The following is a 23881-nucleotide window of genomic DNA, read 5'->3' as shown; positions in this document are numbered from 1 at the left end:
ACACATCTTGTCTGGTGTGCTCAACAATGCGGACGTAACAATTCTCTCTGTATTAGCTGGATAACACGGCTATGGTTGGGGGCTTCTCCTGCAAGAAGGAAACACTGACCATTCCCGCGCCCGTTCTTCTCACCATTGTTGTGGTTCTCGCCCTGTTCCTCGTCTTCTGTCTGCTGTTCGGCGGGATCATGATCGTGCCGGGGCGGATGGTTTACGTCACCGAATTTCTCGGCAAGCCGCAGCGCAAGCTTCTCGAAAGCGGTATTCACTTCCGTATCCCTTTGCTCACACGCGTTTCGTACAAGGTGTCCCTCCAGCAGATGCAGGTAGAGACCTCTTCCGAGGTCAAGACGCTGGATGACGTGTTCATCGAGATACGCTGGGTGCTGCTTTACAGTGTCCGTGATGACAGCGAGGCCGTGTTCAACTACGCCTACAAGGTATCGCAGCCCGTCAAGCGTCTGGTCTTTCGGGTAGAGAATGAAATCCGGCAGATTGCGTCCACGATGACGCTGGCCGCGCTCTACTCGCAACGCAACGAGATTGCCCGCCGTGTCATTGCCGATCAGGTGGCCGATGCCCTTGAATCGGGTCTTGATATCCATGGCGTCACGATCGAGCAGCCCATGCCACCACGTGAGATTCAGGAGGCCATGAACAACAAGCTGGCCGCCATTGCGCGCAAGGACGCCGCGCAGGCTGAAGCCGAGGCCGAAATGGTGCGGCGCGTCGGTATTGCCCGCGCCGAGGCCGAGAGCAAAAAGCTACAGGGTGAGGGTATCGCCAATGAACGCAAGGCGATTGCGGCAGGGTTTGCCGAGGCGGCAGAGCTGTTTCGTCAGAGCGTGCCGGGTGTGAGTGAAGAAGCGATCCTGACCCTCATGCAGAATGTCAATCAGGCCGATATGGTGGTGACCGCCAGCCGCTCGGGCAAGGCAACCGTCATCTTTGTTCCAACCGACATGAATGTTGGTCAGATCGCTGCGGCCACGTCAGGGCAATTCGTCTCATCAATCGTCTGATCGGCACGCGACAAATGCGGATCATGGGGGTGTGGGGTGCTCCTGACCGTCAGCAGGGGCGTCGGTCAGGGTGTTGAGAAAATCCACAATCCTGTTGCGTTCGGCCTCCGTCAGGGCAGGTTTGTCACGCGGCCCGAAAGGCGCGTCATTCCTGTCAACATTGGCGCGGTATCGCTTGGGCAGATCGTCATAAAGGGCGATCGTTCCGTCTCTGTTGCGAGGATAGAAGCGCGCGGGCTCGATATCGCGCAGCACATAGAAATCCATCACCTCACGCAGGGAGGTGAACACGCCATTATGGAAAAAATGCCGACGCGTGGCGCTGTTGCGCAGTGAGGGAGTGCGAAAGAACCCGCAATAGCCAGAGGCAGCGCCGATATCGGTCCGGCCGGCAGCGCACAGACCCAGATCCACACTGCCGGGCAGGGCGAGTTTCTGTCGTGGCGCGGCAAGGGCCTCGTATTGATGATCGGTGAAAAGCGGTGGTCGCCCCTCTGCATCGACCGTGCTGAGATGACAGGCGGCACAATTTCCCTTTTGCGGATCATTGAAGAGCGTCAGACCCTCGGCTTCATGGGGTGTCAGACGCGCCTTGCCCTCAAGCCAGGCATCATAGCGGCTGGAGTAAGGGTGAAAGCCGGGCGATTCGATCTGGTATCGTGCAAGGGCAAAGAGTGCCTCTGCGACCAGCATATCATCGGAGGCTGAGCCACCGACCAGCGCCATCAATGAATTCGTGTACGGTGCATGACGCAGGCGCTGCACGACATCAGCCTGCGTGGCGGCCATTTCGCGCGGATCGAAAAGGGGCCCCGCTGCCTGCGCCTGTAGCGTATCGGCCCGGCCGTCCCAGAACAATCCGCCCTGAGGCACGAGGGCCAGGGCAGAGGCCGCCGTGTTGCCTGCAGATTTGGCTGCGCGCGGCGTCTCTGGGCCTGCCTGCGCAGGAGCAGGGGGTGCGGCCTCGCTGGTGGCATCATCCGGCCCGACACTGAAGGGCGGCTGGCGCTCCCGATAGGTGAGAGACGGCACCGCCCTCACGCCCGCAGCCTGCATCGTCCGTCCACCGCGGGCAAATACACGGTCATCATCGGGCGCGTAATGAGCCTTTGGCACATGGCAGGAAGCGCAGGAAAGCTGCCCCGACCCCGAAAGTTTGGGGTCGTTGAACAGATCGCGGCCCAGTCGGGCCATCGCGGAAAGGGGCGCTGTCACCGGACGCAGAAGCGTGACAGGGCAGGGATTGCTGCCATCGGCACGTATGCTGCATTCAGGCGCGGCGCTTTGCGGGGCGGACAGGGCCAGACCGGGATGACAGCCCAGCATCCAGACGGCCCCGATCCAAAGCGGGAATACTCGCTGGATCAGACGGGCACGCCAGCCTTGCACAGGCCTTGGTGCGTCAATGCGGGATGCAGTGGGTGCAGGCGATTTTTCAGAAGACCGTCGGCGCATCATGTAGGATCGAGCCGTCTCTGGGGGCAAGATAGAGCGGCGACAGGTCAGGCTGTCCCTTGAAGTCGAACAGCGTATCGAGGTCGTTCGCGTCCTGATCGAATGATCCGCCACCAAGGCGCGCCCCGGCAAGCCAGTTATTCTCGATGAAGCGCAGGACTGAACTCTGGGTCAGCAGGGTATGGTCAATTGCATTGTGGCGTGCCCAGGGGGAAAGAACCAGAAGCGGCGTCCTCGTGCCCGGACCGCATCGCCCGTTGACCGGTTTGCCCTTCACCCCGGCAGGGGCAGGCGCGTTGCCACACTGGCCAGGGCCATCCAGCTGATCGGCCTGCAGGTCATGAGAGCTGTGCTGGGGTTTGACGAAGGCATGGTCATACCAGCCATCGGAGTCATCATAGGCGATGATGATGGCCGTGTCCTTCCATTCAGGACGGGACTGGATGAAATTGACCAGACGTACCACACCTTCCTGCTCGTCCAGCGGGTTGGAATAGCCCGCATGGGCATCCTGAAAGGCGGGAAGTTTGAGGAACGACACCGCAGGCATATGACCGGCGCGTGTGGCGGTGATGAAATCCTCGAGATCATACTGGTGGTTGGCGGGGTCTTTCGTCCTGCCATCCATGCCAAGCGTCTGACCAATGGCCGCAACACCCGAAGGGCGCAAATGTTTGGGATTGGCGGTGGAGGGATAATACTGGAACCAGTTGTGATGAGGAATGTAATCCACCACTGTCTGGGCGACGATGCTTGAATAGGTGGCGCGCTGGCACCCGGTTGTTCCGTTGCGGTTGCGGGCAGACAGGTCGAACCCGGCCATGAAGCCGCCCCAGCTTACACCTTTTGCCGTCAACAGATCACCGATATTGCGGCCTTCCATCCAGACCTGCTCACCGGGAAGCGAACAGACGTCTCCGCTGGGGTCGATATCGTTGATCATGGTCATACGCCCCTGATCATCCGCTTCCGTCCCGCCATTGCCTGACCCATCGGGGATAAAGGGCGAGGGATGCTCGCGTGTGCTTCGTTTCTCGGCCGAGGCAGTGATATGCAGACCGTTGGTCTGACCCGAAACGATTTCGAGCGCACCGGGTGTGGAGGGACCATAGGTATCGGTGAAGGCATTGTCGCTCATGGCGAAACGCTGTGCGTAGCGCCAGAGGGCGGTAACCGTGTTGCCATCAAAATAGCCCATGACCTGACCGCGCGTGGCGAAAGCCCCGACACCGCCGGGTGAGGCCCTACCAGTGTGAAGCGGAAACAGATCGGCCTTGCCGCCATTATAGGCCATCTGTTCGGCCGTGTAGCCATGATTCTGGTCGGCCGTGCTGGCCTGCGTCCGGTCCAGCCGGAAGGGCAGCGCTGCGTCCGCACCATTCGCCGGGTTGGTGTTGGGGTTATGGGTCAGAAGATTGGCGCGCAGAAGGGTATTAGCGGGCGGTGTGCCAAGCTGCGGCAGGAAAATCGGCTCACCTTCGAGATTGGCTGCCTGGGGATAGGTGGCGAAATAATGATCGAAGGAAACGTTTTCATCGAAAATGACGACCACATGCTTGATGGGTGTCCTGGTCTGGAATCCCTCCGCCGCATCGCGGACAGTCTGCGCCTGTGCCGGTTTCGCAACAAGGCTCGGGCTCAGGCAGGTCAGGGCAAGGAGGGCGGCGGCGAGAGAACGTGTCGGACGAGTCATGATCAACGGCGATAACATCTGTTCAGCGAGGAGAGAAGCGGCCTTTTGTCTGAAGCGTGGGGCCGGATGTAAAGCGGGTCACGCCTCAGGTCTGGTCATCCTCACGCAGGGGCTCTTCATCAAGAGCCATGAGCGCGCTGCGACGCGATTGCAGGGAAATGGCTGTCAGACGGTGCTCCCGCCATGCCGCAACAAGCGTCTGGCGCCAGCGATCTGAAGGGGCTGAGGATCTGTCGTGCTGAAGCTGAAGTTCCATTGACCTGCTCCTTTTCCAGAAGAGTGCCGGGTTACGGCGCCTCGATAAAGGATTCCCGAGAGCCGGTGTGTGACCGTTCCATGAATTCGCCGCGTCGGAATGTTGCAGGCATTCGAGGCCGGCCTCTGGAGATTTCCCGGTTGGGAGACGGGCGCTCCTCCCAACCTGAAAATGTCACATTGGAAAAGGTAAAAACCGTGTTGAAACCTAGTTAAATCCTGCCGAAACACCGGCGAAAACGCCAAAGCCGTCGCCGGGTTGAAACACCGCGAGCTGCTTGCCTGCGGCGATGTAGCCCGGCACGACGATCGAGGCGTAATGCGTGTTGGCGAGGTTGTTGAAGGACAGAAAGACCTGACGATGCTTGTGCGGCCATTCATATCCAATGGTGGTATTGAAGATGTGGTAGGACGGTGCGTAATAGGTGTCGTCATAGGAGCCTGAGACTTTTGACGAGACCTGCGTGTTGAAATTGGCATAAAGCCCGTTCCTCAGGTCGAGGCGTATTTCCCCCTGGTAGAAGTGCGCCGGGATACCGGGTAGGGCGTTATGGCCGAACACTGCGTCATGCCTGAAGTGGAAATCCTGCCAGGTATAGGACTGGCGCAGGCCGAGCTTGCCACCTGACCATTTGATGAGATCGGTTTCCAGCGAGGCCTCGACACCCTGATGCGTCGTCGGGCTGGCATTGGAGTAGGTCGCCGCACCGTAAAGCTGGGAGAGCGGCGTCATGACAGAAAGCAGCTCATTGCGTACGTCTGAATAGTAATAGGAGACGCTCCAGCGATTGTTTTTCCACTCTCCCCGTGTGCCGACTTCATAGGTCGTGGCGGTCTGGTTATCGAGCTTCACCCCTGACGCATTGAGGCCCTGCGCCGGGCCGGAGGTGTAGAGCGCACCCGACAGAAGCTGCCAGTCATTGGGCGGCTGGAAGCTGCGGCTGACATTGCCGTAAATCGAGGCATGGGGCGAAATCACGTAGCGAAAACCGCCACGCGGCGTAAAGCCGAGCCCGGAGGTCCCAACAGAGCTCTGCGTGGGATAGGTCACCTCGGTCGAACGCTGCACGAAATCAAGCGCACCGGCCGCCGTCAGCCAGAAATTATGGAAAAGCTCAAAATTGTTCCGTATGTGAAAGTAATTATCGGTGCCACCATAATTCGAATGGCGCAGCACGGTGCCGAAGGGGATTTTGGCATAAATGCCCGTATTGGTGCGCGACCGGTTGGTCTGCCACGCTTCCAGATCGGTATAGGTATCGATGCCGAACAGCGTTTCGCTCTTGTGGCCCCATGCAGTGTCGTTGCGGCTGTAACGCAGCACGCCCGCGACTGTCTTGTAGCCCCAGCGCTGGGCGGTCGCCGTATTTTGGATATCGATCGGCGCATCCTGATAATCGAAACCGAGTTCGAGCTTCGAGCGGTCATCGATACGGATCGTGGTCATGTCGCCATAGAACTTGCTGCCGGGCTGGATGCGATGCCCGTGCAGCGAGGCATAAAGCGCCTGTGCCTGTTTGGGGTTGGTTTCGATCTGGTCGCGGGTCAGATACCCCGGATAGCCGTTCTGCGTCTGGCGGTAGCGAAAGAAGAGACGTGTCGAGACATTGTCATTGAAGCGATAGCCGTAATTGGCATTGACGCCGAAGCTGCTCGCTGCTGTCTGGGCCTGATACCCGCCGCGATAGGATTTGGTGAGGCTGATATAATAATCGGACTTGCCGATCACGGCGCCAGAACTGATTTGCTGCTTGTTGTAATTGAAGCTGCCCGCCTCGACACGCGCCTGGAAATGATCGGCCGTATAGCCCGTGGGCGCCACGTAATTGATGGCACCCCCAAGCTGCAACCCGCCATAATCGAACGCATTCGCGCCGCGCAGAACCTCGGTGTACTGGATGCCCAGCGTCTCGAAAAGCTCATAGGGCGTGCCGGCAGGGGTGGTGACGGGCAGCCCGTCGAACATCAGCAGAATACCGGAGCGGAAGTAGTTGGTGCCCGTCTGGATGCCGGAGCCACGAATGGAGAGGCGCAACCCGTCGCCGCCGCCAGAGCTTTGGGCAAAGACGCCGGGCTGGAAGGCCAGCAGATCGGCATTGGTCAGATTGCGGCTGCGAAGGACTTCCTTCGAACTGATAACGGATACCCCACCCGGCACGGTTTCGAGCTGGCGGCTTGCTGCTGCGGCCGGGGAGAGACGATGCTGTGAAACGGTAATCGATTCCGCTTTGCCGCTGACAGCCTTGGCACCCTGGCGTCGGTCGGGCGTCTGGACGCCCCTTTTGGCTCGATCAGTGGTTTTTGCCGAAGCTGCGTGTGCTGAAGCTGACGGCGACTCAGCGCTTGAGCCAGGCTGAGTGGCCGTGTGACCGGGCTGCACGGGAGCAGGGTTGCGGCTCGGTGAGACGGCGGCAAATGCCGTCGAGACGGGAACAAGGCTCACCCCGGCCAGAAGGGCGAGGGAATGAGTGCCAAGCGTGTTGCGACGCAGGAGGGGCAATTCAGATCGGTGGCGGTGTTTCATAAGGGCGATATCCGGGGAGGGTGATGAATGAACTGGAGGGCGTGCGAGAAGGCGGACATCGGTCGCGTGAGGGAATAAACGGCATATTTTCGTTGTTCATTATTTCACTCATTTAGAATCGTTGAATTTGGTCGCGGATCGTCCGGGCGCAGAGGGAGAAGCCCTTCATGCCCGGAGGATGAAAGAGGGAGCGATCAGGGGGCCTGGTTTGAGTGGCAGAGCGTCTGCCCCCTGTTTTCGTCGCGTGTGCGATACAGGGCATGACGCAGGGTCGGGTCAGCATCGGCGTCATAGCCGAACACCTCCCATCGCAGCGCCATGTGCAGCGCAATGCCGAACAAGGGGGCAATCAGGATGACCCAGAAGATCTGCATACCGAGTGCTGTATAGAGCGTGGGCAGGGCCCACATGCTCAGTGTGCCACTGAAGCCTGCCACGAAATTGGTGAAGCCAATGCCTGTGCCGCGCAATTCGGTCGGGTAGCTGAGCGTCGGATAGACCATCTGCTGGCATCCTGGCCCGAAACCCTGAGCGAACAGGAAGAGGGCAAAACCGCTCATCACCGACACGATGCCCAGGCTGCTATGCGGCGTACCGGTTAGGGCAAGCAACAGGATGCCCGCCACCTGCATGGCATAACCGGCAAGTGTGATCGGTCGCGATCCGAAGCTGCGGGTCAGCCTGACGCCAAGCAGGCCGCCACTGAAGGCAAAGACCAGATTGAGCAGGATCGACACACCCAGCACTTCGGTGCGTTGCAGGTGCAACATGGACGACAGGAGCCCCGGCAGACCAAAGGCAATCGCTGCATAGGAGGTGGCGCTCACGATCTTCATGCCAATGACAAGCGTGGTGCGCTTGAGCAGGGGTTTGCGCAGCAGGGCAAACAGGCTGGGCGGCGTCTGGCGCGGCGGCGCTACCGTGATATGCAGAACTGGGTCCACCCCATGTGTGGCGCGCAGGATGGCGGCGGCTTTTTCCAGATCACCGTGGCGGGCAATCCAGAGCGGCGATTCACTCATGTAGCGGCTGCGCACCAGAATGATGATCAGGGCAGGGACCGCGCCAAAGCCGAGCGAGGCACGCCATAGCCAGTCCGGGTGGCTGGCGGGCACAATGGCGTTGAGCGCAAACACGAGTATGAAGCAGGCTGAGGAGGCCGCATACCAGGTCGGGCACCATGCGGCAGCTCGCCCGGCCTTGCTTCCCTTGCCTGAGAGTTTCGAGAACTCGGAGAGAAACGCCATGGCAACGGGCAGATCCATACCAACGCCAAACCCCATGGCAAAACGGGCCAGGATGAGAATGCTCGCGGTTGGTGCGGCGGCGGCAACAAGGGCCGCAATAACGAAGCATGCCATGTCGGCCATGAACACGGCGTAGCGGCCGATACGGTCGGTCAACCATCCGCCCATGATACTGCCAATAATCGTCCCTGCGCTCATGGCGGCCGCGACCATCCCGGTTTGTGAGCCGGTCAGGCCGAAATGCTTCTGCACATCGCCAATGCCATAGGAGAGGGTCGTCAGGTCATAGGCGTCAAGAAACACGCCGCCCAAAGCCAACAGCACGATGATATTGGCATGACCCTTGCCGCTCGGCCCGCGATTGATCAGGGCCGCAATATCATCGGCCGAGCGGATGATCGGGCGTTCGGGCGCATGAGAGGGGGCGGCACTCATGATCGGACCTCATCGGGCAGACGTTGCGTTGCAGGAGAGAGGAGGGCTGCGAGATGGCGGGCCACCGCTTGCGCGTTTTCGGTCACTTCGGGCAGGCCCATCAATTCGCCGAACGTGCCGCGTGACAACGGTCCCGCAATAAAGACAGAGTCCACCTTGTGGCCATCAGACAGCGCGTGATGATCAAGGCTGGTGTGCAGTCCAAGGCCAGTCGGGTCCGGGGCAAGGGCACCCTGTGCTGCGAGCGAGCGCAGCACAGGCATGTGTGCGACAATGCTTGCATGGTCGGGGCCGGTAGTATTGATCACGTGATCCACCACAAGGGGAAAGGAGGGCTCCCCCAGCTTTGTTCCGTCCCGGGGCTGGATGCGCAGGCGCACACCACCTTCCGAAATTTCTGCACTCACGAGGCGTGCAGCACGCAGGCTGAGCGTTTTATCGGCCAGACGCTGTGTGAGGATGGTGTCGATCTGCGGGGCAATGCGGAAGCGATGCACATCCCAGAAGGGGCGCAGGTGACGTATCAGTCGTCGACGCTCTGGAAGAGAAAGTGCCGACCACAGAACAAATCCTTGCTTGCGCGCGGCATCAATCACTTCGTGCCATGACAGATCGGCATGATCGCGTAGTGCCTGTCGCACATGGCGCAGCAGGCCCCTTGCGGTCGGGGCCGGCGCAATGGGGAGAAGTTCAGAGAGCGCCGAGGCCTCGGCAGCATGAGCGCGCGGTCGTAGCCCACGCCGCGAGAAGGCGACGATGGGTCCTTGATGGCCGCGTGCGGTCAGGCTGGCCACGACATCGGCCATGGTAAGGCCCGTTCCGATAATGGCCACGCGATCCTGCACCCCGATGCGCGACAGCGCGTCGTCACGCCACGGGTTGGCAATCACGCGTCGGTCGTGGGCGAGTGCCCTGAGTGGCACCGGCAGGGCGGGTGAGGGATGGGTCAGGGCGATGACAAGCCGTTCCGCCAGAATGGGCGGCCCATCGCTGAGAGCGATACGCCAAAGCCTGTCGCGCGTGATATCGAGCGCCTCGGCGCGGATATGCCGCAACCGCCCCGAAGTGATCTCGGGGGCAAGGCGTGCCGCGACATAACGGCCAAACTGCGCCCGTGAGGGGTAGAGATCGCCAGAGGGTAGAAAGGCGTCAGGATCGGTGGCGGACAGGGCATCGAGATCGAGCCATGCGCGGAAATCTCCCGGCACGCTGGTATCGAGACTCATGCGCGACGCGGGCACATTAATCCGGCGCTGCGGGTCCTGCGTGCCATAAGCGAGCCCCGCGCCAAGCTGGGCACGCGGCTCGATAATCGCCACCTGGCCGGCGGCGAGGTCAGGGCGCAGCCGGAGCAGGTGATAGGCCACCATCGCACCTGAGGCGCCGCCGCCAATAATGGCGACCGGGTAGGAGGGGGATGCGCTGCCCATTATGACGCCGCGACCCGTCCGGGCCTGTGGCTTCCGGCAATGGTTTCGCCAAACGGGCCCATATTGCTGCTGGCCTGCTTCGTACGCACGGGATGGGCGGTTGGCAGGAGCGGCAGCACAAGTTCACCGAAGCGATAGGCTTCCTCCAGATGCGGATAACCCGAAAGAATGAAGCTGTCGCACCCTGCGCGACGGTATTCGTCCATACGCTCGGCAATGGTGGCCGGATCGCCAACGAGCGCCGTTCCCGCGCCGCCGCGAACCAGCCCGACACCGGCCCAGAGGTTCGGGCTGATCTCAAGCTTGTCACGCCGGCCGCCATGCAGGGCGCTCATGCGTGACTGTCCCACGGAATCAAGCCGCGAAAAAACAGATTGCGCCTCGGCAATGGTGGCATCATCGAGTTTCGAAATCAGCCGGTCTGCCTCTGCCCAGGCCTCTGCCGTCGTTTCGCGGGCAATGACGTGAAAGCGTATGCCAAAGCTGACCTCGCGACCCGCTTTCGCAGCAGCCTCGCGCACACGGGCGATCTTCTCGCGCACAAGGGCGGGCGGCTCGCCCCAGGTCAGGTATTTCTGTACCCGTCTTGCCGCAATATCGATCCCGACATCGGAAGAGCCGCCGAAATAGAGCGGCGGGCCGTTTTCCTGATGGGGCGGAAAGAGCAGCCGACCATCCTCGATGCGGAAATGCGGCCCTTCATGGGCGATCGTCTCGCCACGCAGCAGGCGCGAATAGATATCCAGAAATTCGTCGGTAATGGCGTAGCGCGTGGCATGGTCGTGAAACAGCCCATCGCCGCCATTCTCGCGCGGGTCACCCCCTGTTACGACGTTGATCAGCAGACGCCCCCCGGACAGGCGGTCGAGCGTTGAGGTCATGCGTGCGGCGAGCGTGGGTGACTGAAGCCCCGGACGCACAGCCACAAGGAATTTCAGACGCTCGGTCGAGGTGACCAGCGCGGAGGCAACAACCCAGGAATCCTCGCAGCTGCGCCCGGTGGGCAGAAGCACGCCATAATAACCCAGCGAATCAGCAGCGCGGGCAATCTGTTGCAAATAGGGCAGATCGACCGCACGACCGCCCTCGCTGGTGCCAAGATAACGGCTGTCACCATGCGTGGGGAGGAACCACAGGACGTTGATCTTGTCCGGGGTCGTGTGGGCTGCACCACCATCGCCTGAACGCCCCCCGAAAGAGGTGCTGTCTGCCGGTGCGAACGGGAGGGAGAAAGGGGGGCGGGTCATGGCAGGGCGCTTTCTTTCTGCACGGTCTCTTGCCGTGGACTGGTCTGTGGTCCCGATGCGGATTCTGGCGTGCGCCGAGCTGGCTGGGACGGGCTGATGGGATGTGCGTCGGGCGCTGGCGGGGTGGCCCAGAAGGCCGGGGGCTTGCGATAGGCGGCGGCGGGATGGGTGTCGGGCAGGCGGTCACGCCCTGTCAGGCGATGGCGCAGCGTTTCACCCTCTGTCGGGGCAGGCGGCAGCCTTCCGCGGCGGCGCAATTCGGGCGCGATCAGGGTGGCGTAATCGTCCAGCGTTTCGTGGCTGTGATATTGCCGCAGATTGATGCCATCGATGCCGTCCTCATCGAGCCAGGTCTCGATGGCATCGGCAATCTGCTCTGGCGTGCCGGCGATGAAAAAGCGCCCCTCGTCAAAGCTTGCGATCTGCGCGAGCGCCGCGCCAACTGTCTGATCGGCACCAAAGCGACGCCCCATATTGCCCAACTCACGCCCGCTTTGAGAAAGGGCCTGACCGATGGTGAGCGCCGGGTCGAACTGCCGCAGGTCGATTTCAGCCTGAGCATGGACCAGTGCGCCCTCCACGGAATACAGAGCCCGGTAGCGCGCCAGTTTGGCCTCGGCTTCTTCGGTTGTGCGGCCTGCAATGAGACCGGCCATCACATAGAATTTCAGCTCTAAGGGATCGCGCCCCTCTGCTGCGGCCGCTGCGCGGGTGCGGGCGATATGGTTGCGCACCTCATCCTGTGTGCGACCGCCAATGAATACGGCCTCGGCATGGCGTGATGCCGTTTTCAGCCCGCGTGGCGAGCCGGTGGCCTGAAACAGAACCGGTGTGCGCTGCGGTGTGGGCTGCACAAGATGCGGCCCCTCGACACGGAAATGCGTGCCGTCATGATTGATGTGGCGCACACGACCGGGATCGCTGAAGCGATCACCTTCGCGATCCGCAATGACAGCCTCCTCCTCCCAGCTGCCTTCCCAAAGCTTGTAGAGCACTTCGAGATATTCATCGGCGCGGTCGTAGCGGCTGTCATGTTCCAGCTCGCCATCCAGGCCGAAATTGCGTGCGGCGTTGGGCAGGTAGGAGGTGACGACGTTCCAGCCCACGCGGCCATTCGTGAGCAGGTCGAGCGTGCTCATGCGCCGCGCAAAGGCAAAAGGTGGTTCGTAGGTGGTGGAAAATGTCGCGGCAAAGCCGAGCGTGGTGGTAACGGCGGCCATTGCCGGGATGAGCGAAAGCGGATCGAGATTCGGAATCTGCAAACCAAGACGCAATGACGCATCGAGCCCGCCAAACCGGTCATAAATGCCGATCACGTCCGCCAGAAAGATGGCATCCATCCCCGCAGCCTCGGCCTTGCGGGCTGTCTCAAGCCAGAACGCCATCTCGCCGAAACGATGGCGCTGGTTGCCTTCCTCGCGCCACATGCCGTGGACGATGTGACTGACGCAGGCCATTTCGAACAGATTGACGTGAAGGGTCTTGCATTTGCCGGACGGTACCGCGCCCTGCCGATCGGGGTGAGGTGCAGGGCTCATGCTGCGTTCTCCCGGTTTTTGTCTGCTGCAAGGCGGCGCAGCCCGTCGCGATAGGGCGTCCATAATCTGGTGCCGTTGAGCGCCACATCGCCCAGTTCGCGCTGACGCTGTGCGGCGGGATTATGCGAGGCCAGCGTGCGGGCATTGCGCCAATGCCGATCGAGACGCCGTGTTTCGGAAGTGGCCGAAGCACCGCCAACCTCGAACAGGGTCGTGGCAGCTTCCAGCGTCTGCTGCGCGATGATCTGCTGCGCCTTGAAGATTTCCTCCTGGGCCTTTTCGATGGCATCGTCGTCATGCTGGCCCGCAAGGAAGAGCGGCTCGATCTCCTCAAGCGCCTGTGCCCCGCGATCGGCAAGCACAGCAGTCGAGAAGGCAAGAGAAGACAGACGCCCCACGACGCTCTGCACGATTGGATCGTTTCTCTGGATCACCTTACCCGGTACGCCGAATACCCTCTCGCGCGGGCGGACAAAATCCAGCGCATCGCGCAGCACGGCCTGGGCGATGCCTGCGAGGGTCGTGTTGTGGAATTGCTGGTAATATGCCCCAAGGAAAGGCTGGCTCGGCGGGGCGTCAGATGGTGAGCGTTCCACAATCTGCCAGGGCTGCAGCGGAACCTGCTCGAAAATCGTGGTGCCGCTGCCGGTCAGGCGTTGGCCAAACCCGTCCCAGTCGTCCAGTCGGGTAACGCCGGGGGCGTCTGCAGGCACGAGCACGCGCACCCTGTCGTTACCGAAAGCCGCCCAGACAATAATCCAGTCAGCATAGAGCGTTCCGGTCGAGTAGTATTTGCGTCCGTTCAGCCGCAGTCCTTCATGGGCCTCGGTAACCTGGGTGGTGACGCTCGTCTCGTTGTTGCGCTCGGCCATGGCCGCGCCCAGAACCCGGTTTTCGCGTATCAGGCCGCGCCACCGTTCGGCATCCGGCAATCCGGCGCGCAGTGTTTCAACAAAGGCAAAATGCGCCCGGAAAATCTGTGGAATATTGGAGTCCGCGCTGGCGAGGTCACGCAGGACCCTGAAGCTTTGAGACAGGCTCAAACCTGCCCCGCCTGCCGCCTTGTCCAGACGCAACCGACCAAATCCGGCCTGAGCCAGAGTGGCAACAGCGTCGTGCGCAGGGGCTCTTTCACAGTCGTGCTGCGCAGCATCTCGAGCAATAACGCGAAAAACTTCTGTGAAAATCATGACAAAATCCCTACGTCAGGACTGAATTTCTTGAATTCAACAACCGAAAATAGTTGTTATATCGACATAACAGAATGGAATGATATTTTTTGTCAACGGTGAATCACGTTAAATGCGTTAATCACTATTATATATCGTTATAATACACAGCCGACGGTCAGGCGTCCTGCCGAGTCTGGCTGACCCGTTCCATGCACCTGTCGGCTCTTCCTGCGCTGTCGCGTGAGGGGTAGAAACGGGTCCAGTTGATGCAGCATGGCGAATAGCGGGGCAGGGGTGGTAAATGGCAGGCGAAGCTTATCTCGATGAATGGAAAGCAGCGCTCAGCCGGGCGACGGGTGCGCTCTATCTCGTCATGGTCGAATGTATTGCCCATGCGATCCGCAAGGGGGATTTGCAGGAGGGTGAGAGACTCCCCCCTCAGCGCGAGATGGCTGCCCGACTTGGCACCAATCTCAGCACGGTGACCCGCGCCATTGGTGAGGCGCAAAAGCGCGGCCTGCTCGATGCAACGGTCGGACGCGGTACATTCGTCAGGATCAACGCAGGCGATGGTTCGTGGCGTCAGACCGGCGCCAGCGTGATCGATCTCACCATGAACTCACCGCCTCTTCCCCGCGACCCGTCACTACAGGCCATGATACAGGGCGAAATCGCCTCCATATTTCGCCATCAGGATGTGCAGTCCCTGATGTCGTACCGCGTGACTGGCGGAACGCAGCAGGATCGCCAGCTTGGAATCAACTGGCTGGCCCCTGTTCTGGGGCGCAGGCGGGCAGGTGAATTGCTGATTGTGCCGGGCGCCCAGGTTGCGCTGTCGGCCATCATGAGTTCCCTCGTCAGGCCGGGTGAGGCGATTGTCACGGATTATCTGACCTATCCGGGCATGAGGTCGATTGCCGCCCAGTTTGGCTATGTGCTGCTTGGGGTCGATCATGATGAGGAGGGCATGAACCCCGAGGCGCTGGAGGAACTCTGCGCGCAGCACAGGCCCCGGGTTCTTTATTGCACCCCGACCCTGCACAATCCGACCACTGCCACATGGTCAGTCGCCCGGCGTGAGGCCATACTTGGCATCGCTAGACGTTATCAGGTGCAGATTGTCGAGGACGATCCCTATAGTCTCCTCCTCAAGGCGCCCCCACCGACGCTGGCGATGCTCGATCCGACGCGTGTCATCTATGTCGCCACCTTGTCCAAAGTACTCAGCCCCGGTTTGCGCACGGCTTATATCGTCTTGCCAGGAGCCGAGATGACGCGGCGCATCACTTCCGGTGTGAGGGCGATCTGTCAGGCCAAGGCCGGCTTACTCGACGCGCTTGTGTCGCGCTGGATCGAATCAGGTCTCGCCATGACCTGCCTGCGTAACATCCGGGAGGAGCTTACTCAGCGGCATCAGGTACTCAGGCAGGTCATGGGACATCATCTTCAGGACCGTTCGCCCAGCCCGCATGTCTGGCTGCCATTACCCGAATGGTGGACCAATGCGGATTTTGTCGCCTTTGCCCGGCGGCAGGGGCTCGCGCTGGTTTCCAGTTCGGTCTTCGCTGTTACGGGTCATTCTCCCCCGGCCGTGCGAATTGCACTTGGCAGCGCGCCTGACCTGTCCGGATTGAGAGACTCTCTCATTAACCTGCGGTCCGTGCTCGATTACAGGCCTGCGGCAGGATTTTCGGACATCGTCTGAAGGGAAACAGGAGCATCCGGACATCACGAAAAAGAGAGAAAAAGTTCTATATTTGTCAGATGCTTATGCTGAGCAGCGCAATTTGTCCTGCACGGTGCGCTGCATTGTATGGTGCAATATGGCCATATTTGGCGCTGGATTAGAAATTGTCTTTATTGTCCCGATATATGGGCCATACAATATTTTGCATTCCCGGTCAGTTTCCGCCATTGTTTCTGTAGGGCTTGCCTGACCGCGAAGGTTCCAGCACTTAGAGCGGCGAAAGGTAGGCTATGTTGAAGTCAGTTACGGAATGGCGCCGGAGATCCTAGGTTCTACCGTCCACGCTTCTCCGTCAGGAGAGAGAGAATGACAACAGAAGTCGCCAATATGTCGCTGGAAGTGAATGAACAGAAGGCGCAGCGTCGCCTGCGTTACCGCATGATCGCCATGGTCGTTGGCGTTTTCATGTTCCATGTCTGCCTGGCATGGGCCATCGCAGGAACGTCGGTCGATATGCAGGACCACTTCCACACGAATTACTGGGCTTTGGGGGCGACGCTATTTTGGGCGATCTATGCTGTCTACAATATGAGCGTTTCCTGAGGAGATCGAACTGCGTGGCCGTTTTTACGGGCGGCCATGGCACGCTCGTATACAGCGAGGTAGCGATCTATCATCCTGTCTCGGCAAAACAAGGTTTCTGCTTGCTCGCGTGGCAGGATCCGGGGAATGGCGAGCGCCATTCTCGCGGCGTTGGCTAGTGCATCAATGTCGCCGGGTGGCGCAAATCGTCCGCTTGTCTCGCCGATGATTTCGCGTGCCGCACCTTGATCGAACGACGCGACTGGCAGGCCGCTTGCCATGGCTTCTACGGCAATCAAACCAAAGGGTTCATCCCAGCACGGCGTGAAGAGCAGTAACGCGGCGTTTCGCAATTCGCGCGAAAGTGCTGCGCCCTCCAGCATACCTCCATAAGTTACCTGCTCGTCGAGTTCGGGCGAGATCTCCTGGTCGAAATAGGCTCTGTCTTCAAGATAACCGAACAGACGGAGAGATAGCCCTGCACGCTTTGCTGCGGCGATAGCGAAATGAGGCCCCTTGTTGCGCGTTATTCGCCCGCACCATATTGCATGGGGGCCTCCAGAGGCCTCAAAGGGCCAGCAGGCCAAGTCGACGCCGTTATGCACGACAACGCTTTGCAGAGGAATGGCCTGCCCCCACCATGAGATGTTCTGTCGGGCAGATGTCACTGTGACATGATGGGTGTCACTCAGCGTATCACGCACCACGCCGTGTATGGCGTCGAATGGCGGGACATGCAGAGACGTCACGCAAGGCAGGCCGGTGCGTTTTGCTTCCTGCATCACGAAGCGATGGAGGGAGTTGTTATGAACAATGTCATAGTGTCCCGAAAAAATCCGGTGGCGGGCCGCGCCAAAGGCCTTGTCGAGAACGGTGTAGAGCTCCGGATGGGGGTTCGTATTTTCCCAAGGGTAGTCGCGGTCATAGTGAACAGGCAGTAAGGGGTCGATCGTAAAGGCGGGATTGCTGTCACCCGCAGCGAAAAGCATGACGTCATGTCCCCGCGCCATCAGGCCTCGCGCAAGATGAAAACTATGCGCCTCCATGCCGCCCTTGAATGGTTCGGCAATCGGGTGGCGCGGATGCGCCACCAGGGCAATGCGGAGCGGGCGGTTCATGATGACGACCCGTCACTCAGCCGCGATGGCGACAGGGTTCACTGCGTCGGGGCGTAAAGAGCCAGGAGGTACTGGCAGGGGCGGGGCAGTTTCAGTCGGTCGCAGCGCAGCGAGAGCGGCCTCACGTGTTGCCTGACGCTGCTCAAGAATTCTGATGACCGAGGCCGTATTGGCATAGGGCTGATGAGCCTGCTGTCCTGTCAGGGCCAGATCGTCTGCATTGGGTGCACGCAGAATACGGATAGGCTGTCCGGGCGTGTCATCGATCAGCCCCATGAGCCGGAAGGCGTGAAGCCAGTGGCCCATGGTCCGGTAGCCCCATTTGCTCTCGAAAATCTCGGCGTTCCGAACAACCGTCTCAAGATGGTGAACGGGCGGCATATGATGCGTGTGGTGCTGATGATAGACGCGTGCGCCATTGACCCAGGCCAGGGAATTGCCAGCGAGAGTGAAACCCTTGGCAAAATCCGTGTCCTCACCGCCATAGCCGGTAAAGCCTTCGTCGAACCCGCCTGAACTCGCGAAGCGTGTCCCGCGAATGGCGAAATTGAGCGACCAGAAGCAGCGATAATCCGGGCAGGCTTCCACCCCATAAGCGGGTGGCCCGCGTCGGTCGGAATGGCGCTCGCTGACGGCTTCGAAAGCGGCGTAGGTCCAACCCTCATCATTTGCCCCAGCGGGGAGGTACATGACCTCACCCATCAGCAGCCCGTCGCAGGTTTCCAGCGCATCGCGATAATCCCGCAGGCAATGCGGTGCCGGGATACAATCGATATCGAGAAATACGAGAGCCTCACCGATGGCTTCCGATGCCGCGAGATTACGCGCGGCAGACAGATTCATCACCCCGGCAGGGGCAAGGATCTGACGCACGGGAAAATCCACCTCTGGCAGGTTTTCATAGGGCGTATCCTGCATCACGATAACGATGAATTCGTCAGGCTGGACGCTCTGGCGCGACAGACCGATCATCATATTGGCCAGATGGCTGGCGCGCCCTTTGGCAAGAGTCAGAACCGAAAGCGTGTTCATGGCAGGAAGCTTTCATGCGCGGTGGCGCCGGTCATGGTGGAAGGGGGCTCATTCCAGAGGCGGGCAATCAGGCTCTCAAGCCAGTGCGCAACGCCCTCGGCGGAACGATCATCTATGGCGCTGCGCTGGATGCCGGGCCGATGGTGCGCATAGGTCTCTTCCAGCGCTTTTGCCCAGGCGAGCGCCGAGGCAGGCATGTGCTGGCGTATGACGGCCATATGGGCGGCTTCGAGGCATTCGGCCTTGCGACGCTGTTCATCGAAATAGCGCCATTCCGGGATAGCAAGCCATGGCTTGCCGGCGGCGAGAATTTGCTGGCAGGTCGTATTGCCTGTGCTCGCAATGATGCAATCGGCCGCGGCTATATAGTCTATCGCGTTCGATACCCACCCGCGATGAAGAATATTGCCAGGTTCTGTTGCGTGCCAGTCGCGTTCCAGTGCGCCGATTGTGACCCACAGGGCATCGGGGCGGTGGCGTGCGCCGACCGTGATGGGGGCCAGAGTGAAACCCGATCCGCCGCCGCCCGTCATGACAAGAATCATCTCCCGGTCGGGGGCGATGCCGATGCGCTGTCGGGCCACTTCCTTTTCTGGCAGGATCTCGGGCTTGCCGAGGCCACCGGCAAAGAAAATCTGCTGTAGCCGTAAGGTCGTCCATTCAGGTTGTGCAAGCTGGGCCGAAAACGGCGCCAGCAGACCGACCGCGCCATCATAGGCAGCCTGATGGCCCTCGTCGTCACGGTCGCCGTGTTGCAGAATCTTGATATGCGGCACACTGCACAGGCGGCAAAGCTGGGCAATTTCGGCCGACACATCACAAATCATCAGGGCCGGGTCTGCCTCGACAAACCACGCCACAATCTGCCCCATAGCCTGCCGTATGCCGGGCCAGCCAAGCGGCGCACAATGCAGGGTGCGGGGCGTGGGCATATCTGCCAGCGCCGCGTTTTCCGCCCCGGTCGCTTCGAAAAGCGACGGAATGACGGTCAGACTGACATGGGAGGGCAGGTCAGGAAACAGATCGGCGCGGGCACAGAAAATGCGTACCGGACGCGTATCGGGCAGAGCGTTGATGATCGCGAGGCAGCGCTCGGCATGACCGCGACCCTGATGATGCACGAAATAACCAATAGGGCGTGTCATGCGGACCATCCTGACAGTTGCGGCTGGGTTGCGCTGTCAATCAGCTGGGAAAATGCAGGCAAGGGAAGAACCGATGGCGCGATGCTGCCTGGCGGCAAGACAGTAGTTGCAAGCCTGCGCGGGGCAGGGCGTGCCAAACGCTGACGCTGGCGTCCAAGCTTGCGGTAGAACGCGACAGAGTCTGCGGCGTAGTTTTCCCAGCCTAGGAGCGCCTGATGTCTGGTGGCTGACCCTGAAAGCCGTGCCCATAGTTCGGGCGACGACAGCAGATGGTTCAGCCTGTCCGTCAGGCTGTCTGATGAATCAGGTGAAAAGAGCAGGCCATGCCCCAGTCTGGCGATGATATCGACCGGACCGCCGCGATTTGTGGCAAGAACGGGCAGTGCGACCGAGGCCGCTTCGAGCAGGGTAAGACCGAAGGGTTCGTGACGCGCCGGATTGACAAAAACGCCTCTCGTATGAGCCGCAAACCGGTAAAGGCTGGCAACATCATGCGCCTCATGAGCGGCAGGTAGAGCGAACTGCGCCTCCAGCCCGGCTGCATGACGGATATGATGCAGTTGTGCAATTACACCGGCTTCTTCCGTGCCGGGTTGCACACCGGCATGTTGCCCCGCGAGAATGACCAGATTGGCGCGCTCGCGCAGGCCGGGAACACTTGCATAGGCCTGAGCCAGGAGGACAAGGTTCTTCTTCTCGACAGCGCGGGCGATTGCCAGAATGACGGGGCGATCAGGATGGGCCAGATGGCGGGCGATAAAGGTCCGTCCTTGCGCCGCGGGTGCGGGATCGAGCGTGGGGACGCCGGGTGTGATCTGGCGCAGACGTGAGCGGTTGAGCGCGACGCCGTAGCGGGGGATCTGGTGGCTCGCTTCATCGCGGGTTGAAACGATGATGCCATCGGCCTGAGCGATGGCGCTTCGCTCCATGGCGATACGTGCGTGCAAAGCCGGGCAGTTGCGCCCTCCCGCCTGCAATTTATCGATGCCTAGCGCATGGGGTGTGTAGATGACGGGAATATTCAGCTTTTGCGCAAGAGCGAGACCAAGCTGGGCAGCATCGGCAAAATGCACATGAATAGCGTCGTAACGCTGGTCCGGGCGGCTGGCATGGCGCAGCAGGGCTTCAGTCAGGTCAGGAAGGTCCGCAAGAGCGGCATCTTTTTCGCGGTAAGGCGAGGCAGGAGCACCGATGCGCTGGATCGTGATCTTGTCCGAGACACATTCGATTTCCTGATCGTGGATCAGACCAAGCGTTTCATTGCGAAACCGTCTCGTAATGATCGTGATGTGATCAACGTCAGGACGGGCAGCCTGTGCATTGGCCGCCTCGAGCACATAAGCGATATGACCGCCCGTATCAGGCGTAATTCCGTAGGTAACCGGGGGCGCGCGAAGACAGCCACCCAGCGCAATGTGAAGTATATGCACGCGTCACCTCGCTCATGGGGCGGTGTAACGTTTTCGGGAGAGAACGGGTTGCGCCGCTTAGGGACTCATTCCGCGTCCCATTTCCGCGTGTGGCGCTTGAGAGACTCTCGTTGAATCACGAGCGGTCATGCAAAGCCGACTACGCATGGTTGCTGACACCAGTCCCACGCTGCAGGGCGTCCGGCGAGGATAGGGATGTCTATGCCCAAAGGAGTGGGCGACAGGCGTCATGGTTCGAGCCTGTCGCATCACGGAAAATCAGTCCCGGTTGATCAGGATATCAATTGGTGGGCGGCCATTGAGATAACCCAGTGAGAAAGCACCGGCCTCGGGTGCGATGCCGTCATGCAGCAGGCTGCGCCAAGTGCCCTGAACAGGTAGCATCGTCTCGCTCAGGCCACGATGGTGGACGCACAGACCTTCATCCAGAGCCAGCCCCATTGTCAGCCGCGGCGCAATGATAAGGCAGGAGCCTTCCATCGTTTGCCGCTGGAAGGCAATCACATGCTCTGCCAGAGGGCCGGTGGCCATGAGTGGCAGATAACGCCCGGAGGCAAAGAGATCCGTGTTCTTTAGGCGAAGAGACAGAACGGTTTCGATCAATGCCTGCTTGATGCGCCCATTTCTCCACCCGGCGCTGCTCTGGGAAAAGGGCAGGGCTTCCTCGAGCATTGACTGGTGGCCGGGATAATCGACGGGGCGACGGTTATCCGGATCGACTAGGCTGAAATCCCAGGTTTCGCGACCCTGATAAAGGTCGGGAACACCGGGGCTGGCCATGCGCAGCAAGGTCTGGGACAGGCTGTTGAGCGTGGCGGCCGGGCTGATGCGCTCGACATAGGATGACAGGCCTTTGCCAAAGTCCCCGGTCATGCAGCGATGGGCGAAATCCAGGCAGGCTTTTTCATAGGCTTCGTCAGGATTGCTCCACCCGGTCTGGCTGCCGCCTTCGCGCAGCGCCTTGGTCAGATAGGCGTCGATACGTTCGTTGTAATCGCTGAAACCAGCCTCATTCAAGGGCCAGGAGGAAATCAGCGTCTGAAAAATGAAATAGGCATCGGCTGGTATGGGTGAGGGACCATGGGCAGTCTTTTCAAGGAAAGCCTGGCTCTGGTCCAGCCAGCGCCGCGCCGTTTCAGGCCAGTCGGCCTTGGGCTCGCTGAGAACCATGAGCCGAGCCCGCCCATCCTCCCCGCGCTTGTGGTCATGCGTTGCGGTGGTGAGAAGTGCCTGGGGGTGGTTGGCCAGACGCTCGATGTTCAAGCTGTGAAAGCTCTTCACAGGGGCTGCGAACCGATCGGGGCTGCAACCGACATCGTTGCGCGAGAGTAGGCGGGCATAGCGATAGAACGCCGTATCCTCACCTGCCTTGGCCGTGAGAGGCGCTGTGAGATGTTCGAAGCGTTCGAGAATATCCTGCCTTTCCGTCGTGTCGATCCGGGCATCGGCAAGGTACTGGCAAATCTGGTCCAGTATCTCGTGCTGATAGACGGGCAAAATCTGCTGTGCTGCAAGACGTGCCCTGTCGATGGCACGGAAATCGGCACCGGAATCACCGCCATCGGCGAAATAGCTGCGATAGACCGGAAAGACGGTCAGAAGGGCGCGCAGGGCAACGCCGATGGCGTGCGGAGTAAGGTCACGGCCGGAAGGGAACTGCCCCGCAAGCCGTGTCGTCAGTGCGTCGAAATCACCCACAAACGAGGTGTCGAGTTTCTCATGCCGGGCCGCGTGCTCGACGGTTTCGAAATCAGCTGGTCCATAGGCGGACCATAATTCGGTCAATGGTGCCTCGCCACGTGGGTCATGAAGGGCGAGATCAACCTGCTCGAGAAAATCGTAGCCAGTCGTCCCCGTAACCGGCCATTCCAGTGGCAGGATTTCGTTCTTCTGGAGGATCTTCTCGATGAAGAAAGGTGCCTGATCGCGTAGACCTTCCGGGCGTTCCCGCCGCAGGGTGTCCAGACGGGCGCGGAGCCTCGTGCAGTATTCCGCCGGGCGAGCGAGGCCATCAACATGATCCACGCGCAAGCCGTCGATCAGGCCTTCACGATAGAGCTCGAAGACGAGCTTATGCGCGTCATCAAACACGTCCTTGCGGTCCATACGCAGGGCCACCAGAGAGGTAACATCGAAAAACCGGCGCCAGTTGACCAGATCGCCTGCAACGCGCCACCAGGCCAGACGGTAGTGCTGCGCCTCAAGCAGGGCTTCCAGTCTCTCCCGCCCGCTTTTGCTGTCAGGGGTGATTAGCTCATTGAGTTTCGCAAGGGTTTCATCGGTCATGGCCGATGTCCCGACGTTTCCGGCCTCGGCAAGTAATGCGGCTTCGCTTTGTGCGGATAAAGGATAGAACTGATCGCCGTAATGGATGGCGAGATGGTTGGACGCCTCGTGAAGCGCGATCTTCAGATCACCGCTCCTGATGGTGTCATCGAGGGGATCGCCGAGAAAAGGCAGCAGCACCTTGCTGTGCAGCATCGGGCTGGCTGGTGACCAGTCGATGTCGAAATGCTGGGCATAGGCGCTGTCGCGCCCGTGGCGCAGGACATCCATCCACCAGTGGTTGGCGCAGCCGACCCCCATATGGTTGGGGACAATATCAAGAATAAGCCCCATGCCTTGGTCACGCAGCGCCGCAACCAGATTCTTCAGCCCTTCAATACCGCCACGATCACGGTCGATCGTGTGGCAATCGACCGTGTCATAGCCGTGCATGGAGCCAGGGGTGGAGGACAGGAGCGGCGATGCATAGACATGGCTGATCCCGAGTTTTCTGAAATATGGAACCAGCGGGATGGCGTCATTCAGGGTGAATTCACGATGAAATTGCAGCCGCAGGGTTGCTGTCAGAGGCAGATAGGTCATG

Annotated in this window: 17 protein-coding genes; 3 read left to right on the top strand and 14 right to left on the bottom strand. The window is 60.4% G+C overall.

What is annotated here, in order from left to right; genetic code table 11:
- Positions 1 to 71: 71 nt before the first annotated feature.
- Positions 72 to 1022 carry an SPFH domain-containing protein gene (locus tag ED655_RS08395; protein WP_122049788.1) on the top strand — a complete coding sequence of 317 codons (951 nt, stop codon included), beginning with the start codon at positions 72 to 74 and terminating at the stop codon, positions 1020 to 1022.
- 21 nt (positions 1023 to 1043) lie between these two features.
- On the opposite strand, the gene ED655_RS08390 is transcribed toward ED655_RS08395, so the two are convergent.
- The 9 genes from ED655_RS08390 to ED655_RS08355 all read right to left on the bottom strand — a co-directional run bounded on the left by ED655_RS08390 (position 1044) and on the right by ED655_RS08355 (position 14036).
- Positions 1044 to 2348: a cytochrome-c peroxidase gene (locus ED655_RS08390; protein ID WP_240993579.1), complete on the bottom strand. Its 1305-nt coding sequence runs from the start codon at positions 2346 to 2348 to the stop codon at positions 1044 to 1046.
- Positions 2349 to 2457: 109 nt separating this feature from the next.
- The gene (locus tag ED655_RS08385) at positions 2458 to 4170 is read right to left on the bottom strand and encodes a phospholipase C (protein WP_205836011.1); all 1713 of its coding nucleotides are present in this window, start codon (positions 4168 to 4170) and stop codon (positions 2458 to 2460) included.
- Between the two features lie 85 nt (positions 4171 to 4255).
- Entirely contained in the window at positions 4256 to 4426 is a 171-nt protein-coding gene (locus ED655_RS15515) for a hypothetical protein (RefSeq protein ID WP_162993444.1), read from the bottom strand.
- 207 nt (positions 4427 to 4633) lie between these two features.
- Positions 4634 to 6949 carry a TonB-dependent receptor family protein gene (locus ED655_RS08380; RefSeq protein ID WP_122049786.1) on the bottom strand — a complete coding sequence of 772 codons (2316 nt, stop codon included), beginning with the start codon at positions 6947 to 6949 and terminating at the stop codon, positions 4634 to 4636.
- A gap of 194 nt (positions 6950 to 7143) precedes the next feature.
- On the bottom strand, positions 7144 to 8631 hold the full coding sequence (locus ED655_RS08375; RefSeq protein ID WP_122049785.1) for an MFS transporter: 1488 nt from the start codon (positions 8629 to 8631) through the stop codon (positions 7144 to 7146).
- The gene (locus tag ED655_RS08370) at positions 8628 to 10061 is read right to left on the bottom strand and encodes an FAD/NAD(P)-binding protein (RefSeq protein ID WP_122049784.1); all 1434 of its coding nucleotides are present in this window, start codon (positions 10059 to 10061) and stop codon (positions 8628 to 8630) included. Before ED655_RS08370 ends, ED655_RS08375 begins: the two co-directional genes overlap by 4 nt.
- Entirely contained in the window at positions 10061 to 11308 is a 1248-nt protein-coding gene (gene ssuD / locus ED655_RS08365; RefSeq protein WP_122049783.1) for an FMNH2-dependent alkanesulfonate monooxygenase, read from the bottom strand. The genes ED655_RS08370 and ssuD overlap by 1 nt, the downstream gene beginning before the upstream one ends.
- Positions 11305 to 12765, bottom strand: coding sequence for an NtaA/DmoA family FMN-dependent monooxygenase (locus ED655_RS08360; protein WP_122049846.1), 1461 nt, complete (start codon positions 12763 to 12765; stop codon positions 11305 to 11307). The genes ssuD and ED655_RS08360 overlap by 4 nt, the downstream gene beginning before the upstream one ends.
- A 77-nt stretch (positions 12766 to 12842) precedes the next feature.
- Complete coding sequence (locus tag ED655_RS08355; RefSeq protein WP_122049782.1) at positions 12843 to 14036, bottom strand: acyl-CoA dehydrogenase family protein; 1194 nt, start codon at positions 14034 to 14036, stop codon at positions 12843 to 12845.
- A gap of 283 nt (positions 14037 to 14319) precedes the next feature.
- Here ED655_RS08355 and ED655_RS08350 point away from each other — a divergent pair, with 283 nt between their 5' ends.
- Positions 14320 to 15723, top strand: coding sequence for an aminotransferase-like domain-containing protein (locus ED655_RS08350; protein ID WP_122049781.1), 1404 nt, complete (start codon positions 14320 to 14322; stop codon positions 15721 to 15723).
- A gap of 348 nt (positions 15724 to 16071) precedes the next feature.
- Complete coding sequence (locus ED655_RS08345; protein WP_122049780.1) at positions 16072 to 16308, top strand: hypothetical protein; 237 nt, start codon at positions 16072 to 16074, stop codon at positions 16306 to 16308.
- On the opposite strand, the gene ED655_RS08340 is transcribed toward ED655_RS08345, so the two are convergent.
- The 5 genes from ED655_RS08340 to treY form a co-directional block, all read right to left on the bottom strand.
- Positions 16287 to 17405, bottom strand: a complete 1119-nt coding sequence (locus ED655_RS08340; protein ID WP_122049779.1) for a glycosyltransferase — start codon at positions 17403 to 17405, stop codon at positions 16287 to 16289. The two genes, ED655_RS08345 and ED655_RS08340, sit on opposite strands and share 22 nt — an antisense overlap.
- Before the next feature lie 12 nt (positions 17406 to 17417).
- Complete coding sequence (locus tag ED655_RS08335; RefSeq protein WP_122049778.1) at positions 17418 to 18437, bottom strand: glycosyltransferase family 2 protein; 1020 nt, start codon at positions 18435 to 18437, stop codon at positions 17418 to 17420.
- Positions 18434 to 19582 carry a hypothetical protein gene (locus ED655_RS08330; protein ID WP_122049777.1) on the bottom strand — a complete coding sequence of 383 codons (1149 nt, stop codon included), beginning with the start codon at positions 19580 to 19582 and terminating at the stop codon, positions 18434 to 18436. The genes ED655_RS08335 and ED655_RS08330 overlap by 4 nt, the downstream gene beginning before the upstream one ends.
- On the bottom strand, positions 19579 to 21012 hold the full coding sequence (locus tag ED655_RS08325) for a glycosyltransferase (protein WP_122049776.1): 1434 nt from the start codon (positions 21010 to 21012) through the stop codon (positions 19579 to 19581). Before ED655_RS08325 ends, ED655_RS08330 begins: the two co-directional genes overlap by 4 nt.
- Before the next feature lie 258 nt (positions 21013 to 21270).
- A complete protein-coding gene (gene treY / locus ED655_RS08320; protein WP_122049775.1) occupies positions 21271 to 23880 on the bottom strand; it encodes a malto-oligosyltrehalose synthase in 2610 nt (869 codons plus the stop codon).
- Position 23881: the final 1 nt, after the last annotated feature.

The organism is Asaia bogorensis, assembly GCF_900465345.1.
Taxonomy (GTDB): Bacteria; Pseudomonadota; Alphaproteobacteria; order Acetobacterales; family Acetobacteraceae; genus Asaia; species Asaia bogorensis_A.
The sequence above is the reverse complement of the archived record's forward strand: the minus strand, read 5'-3'. Positions and strand labels throughout refer to the sequence as shown.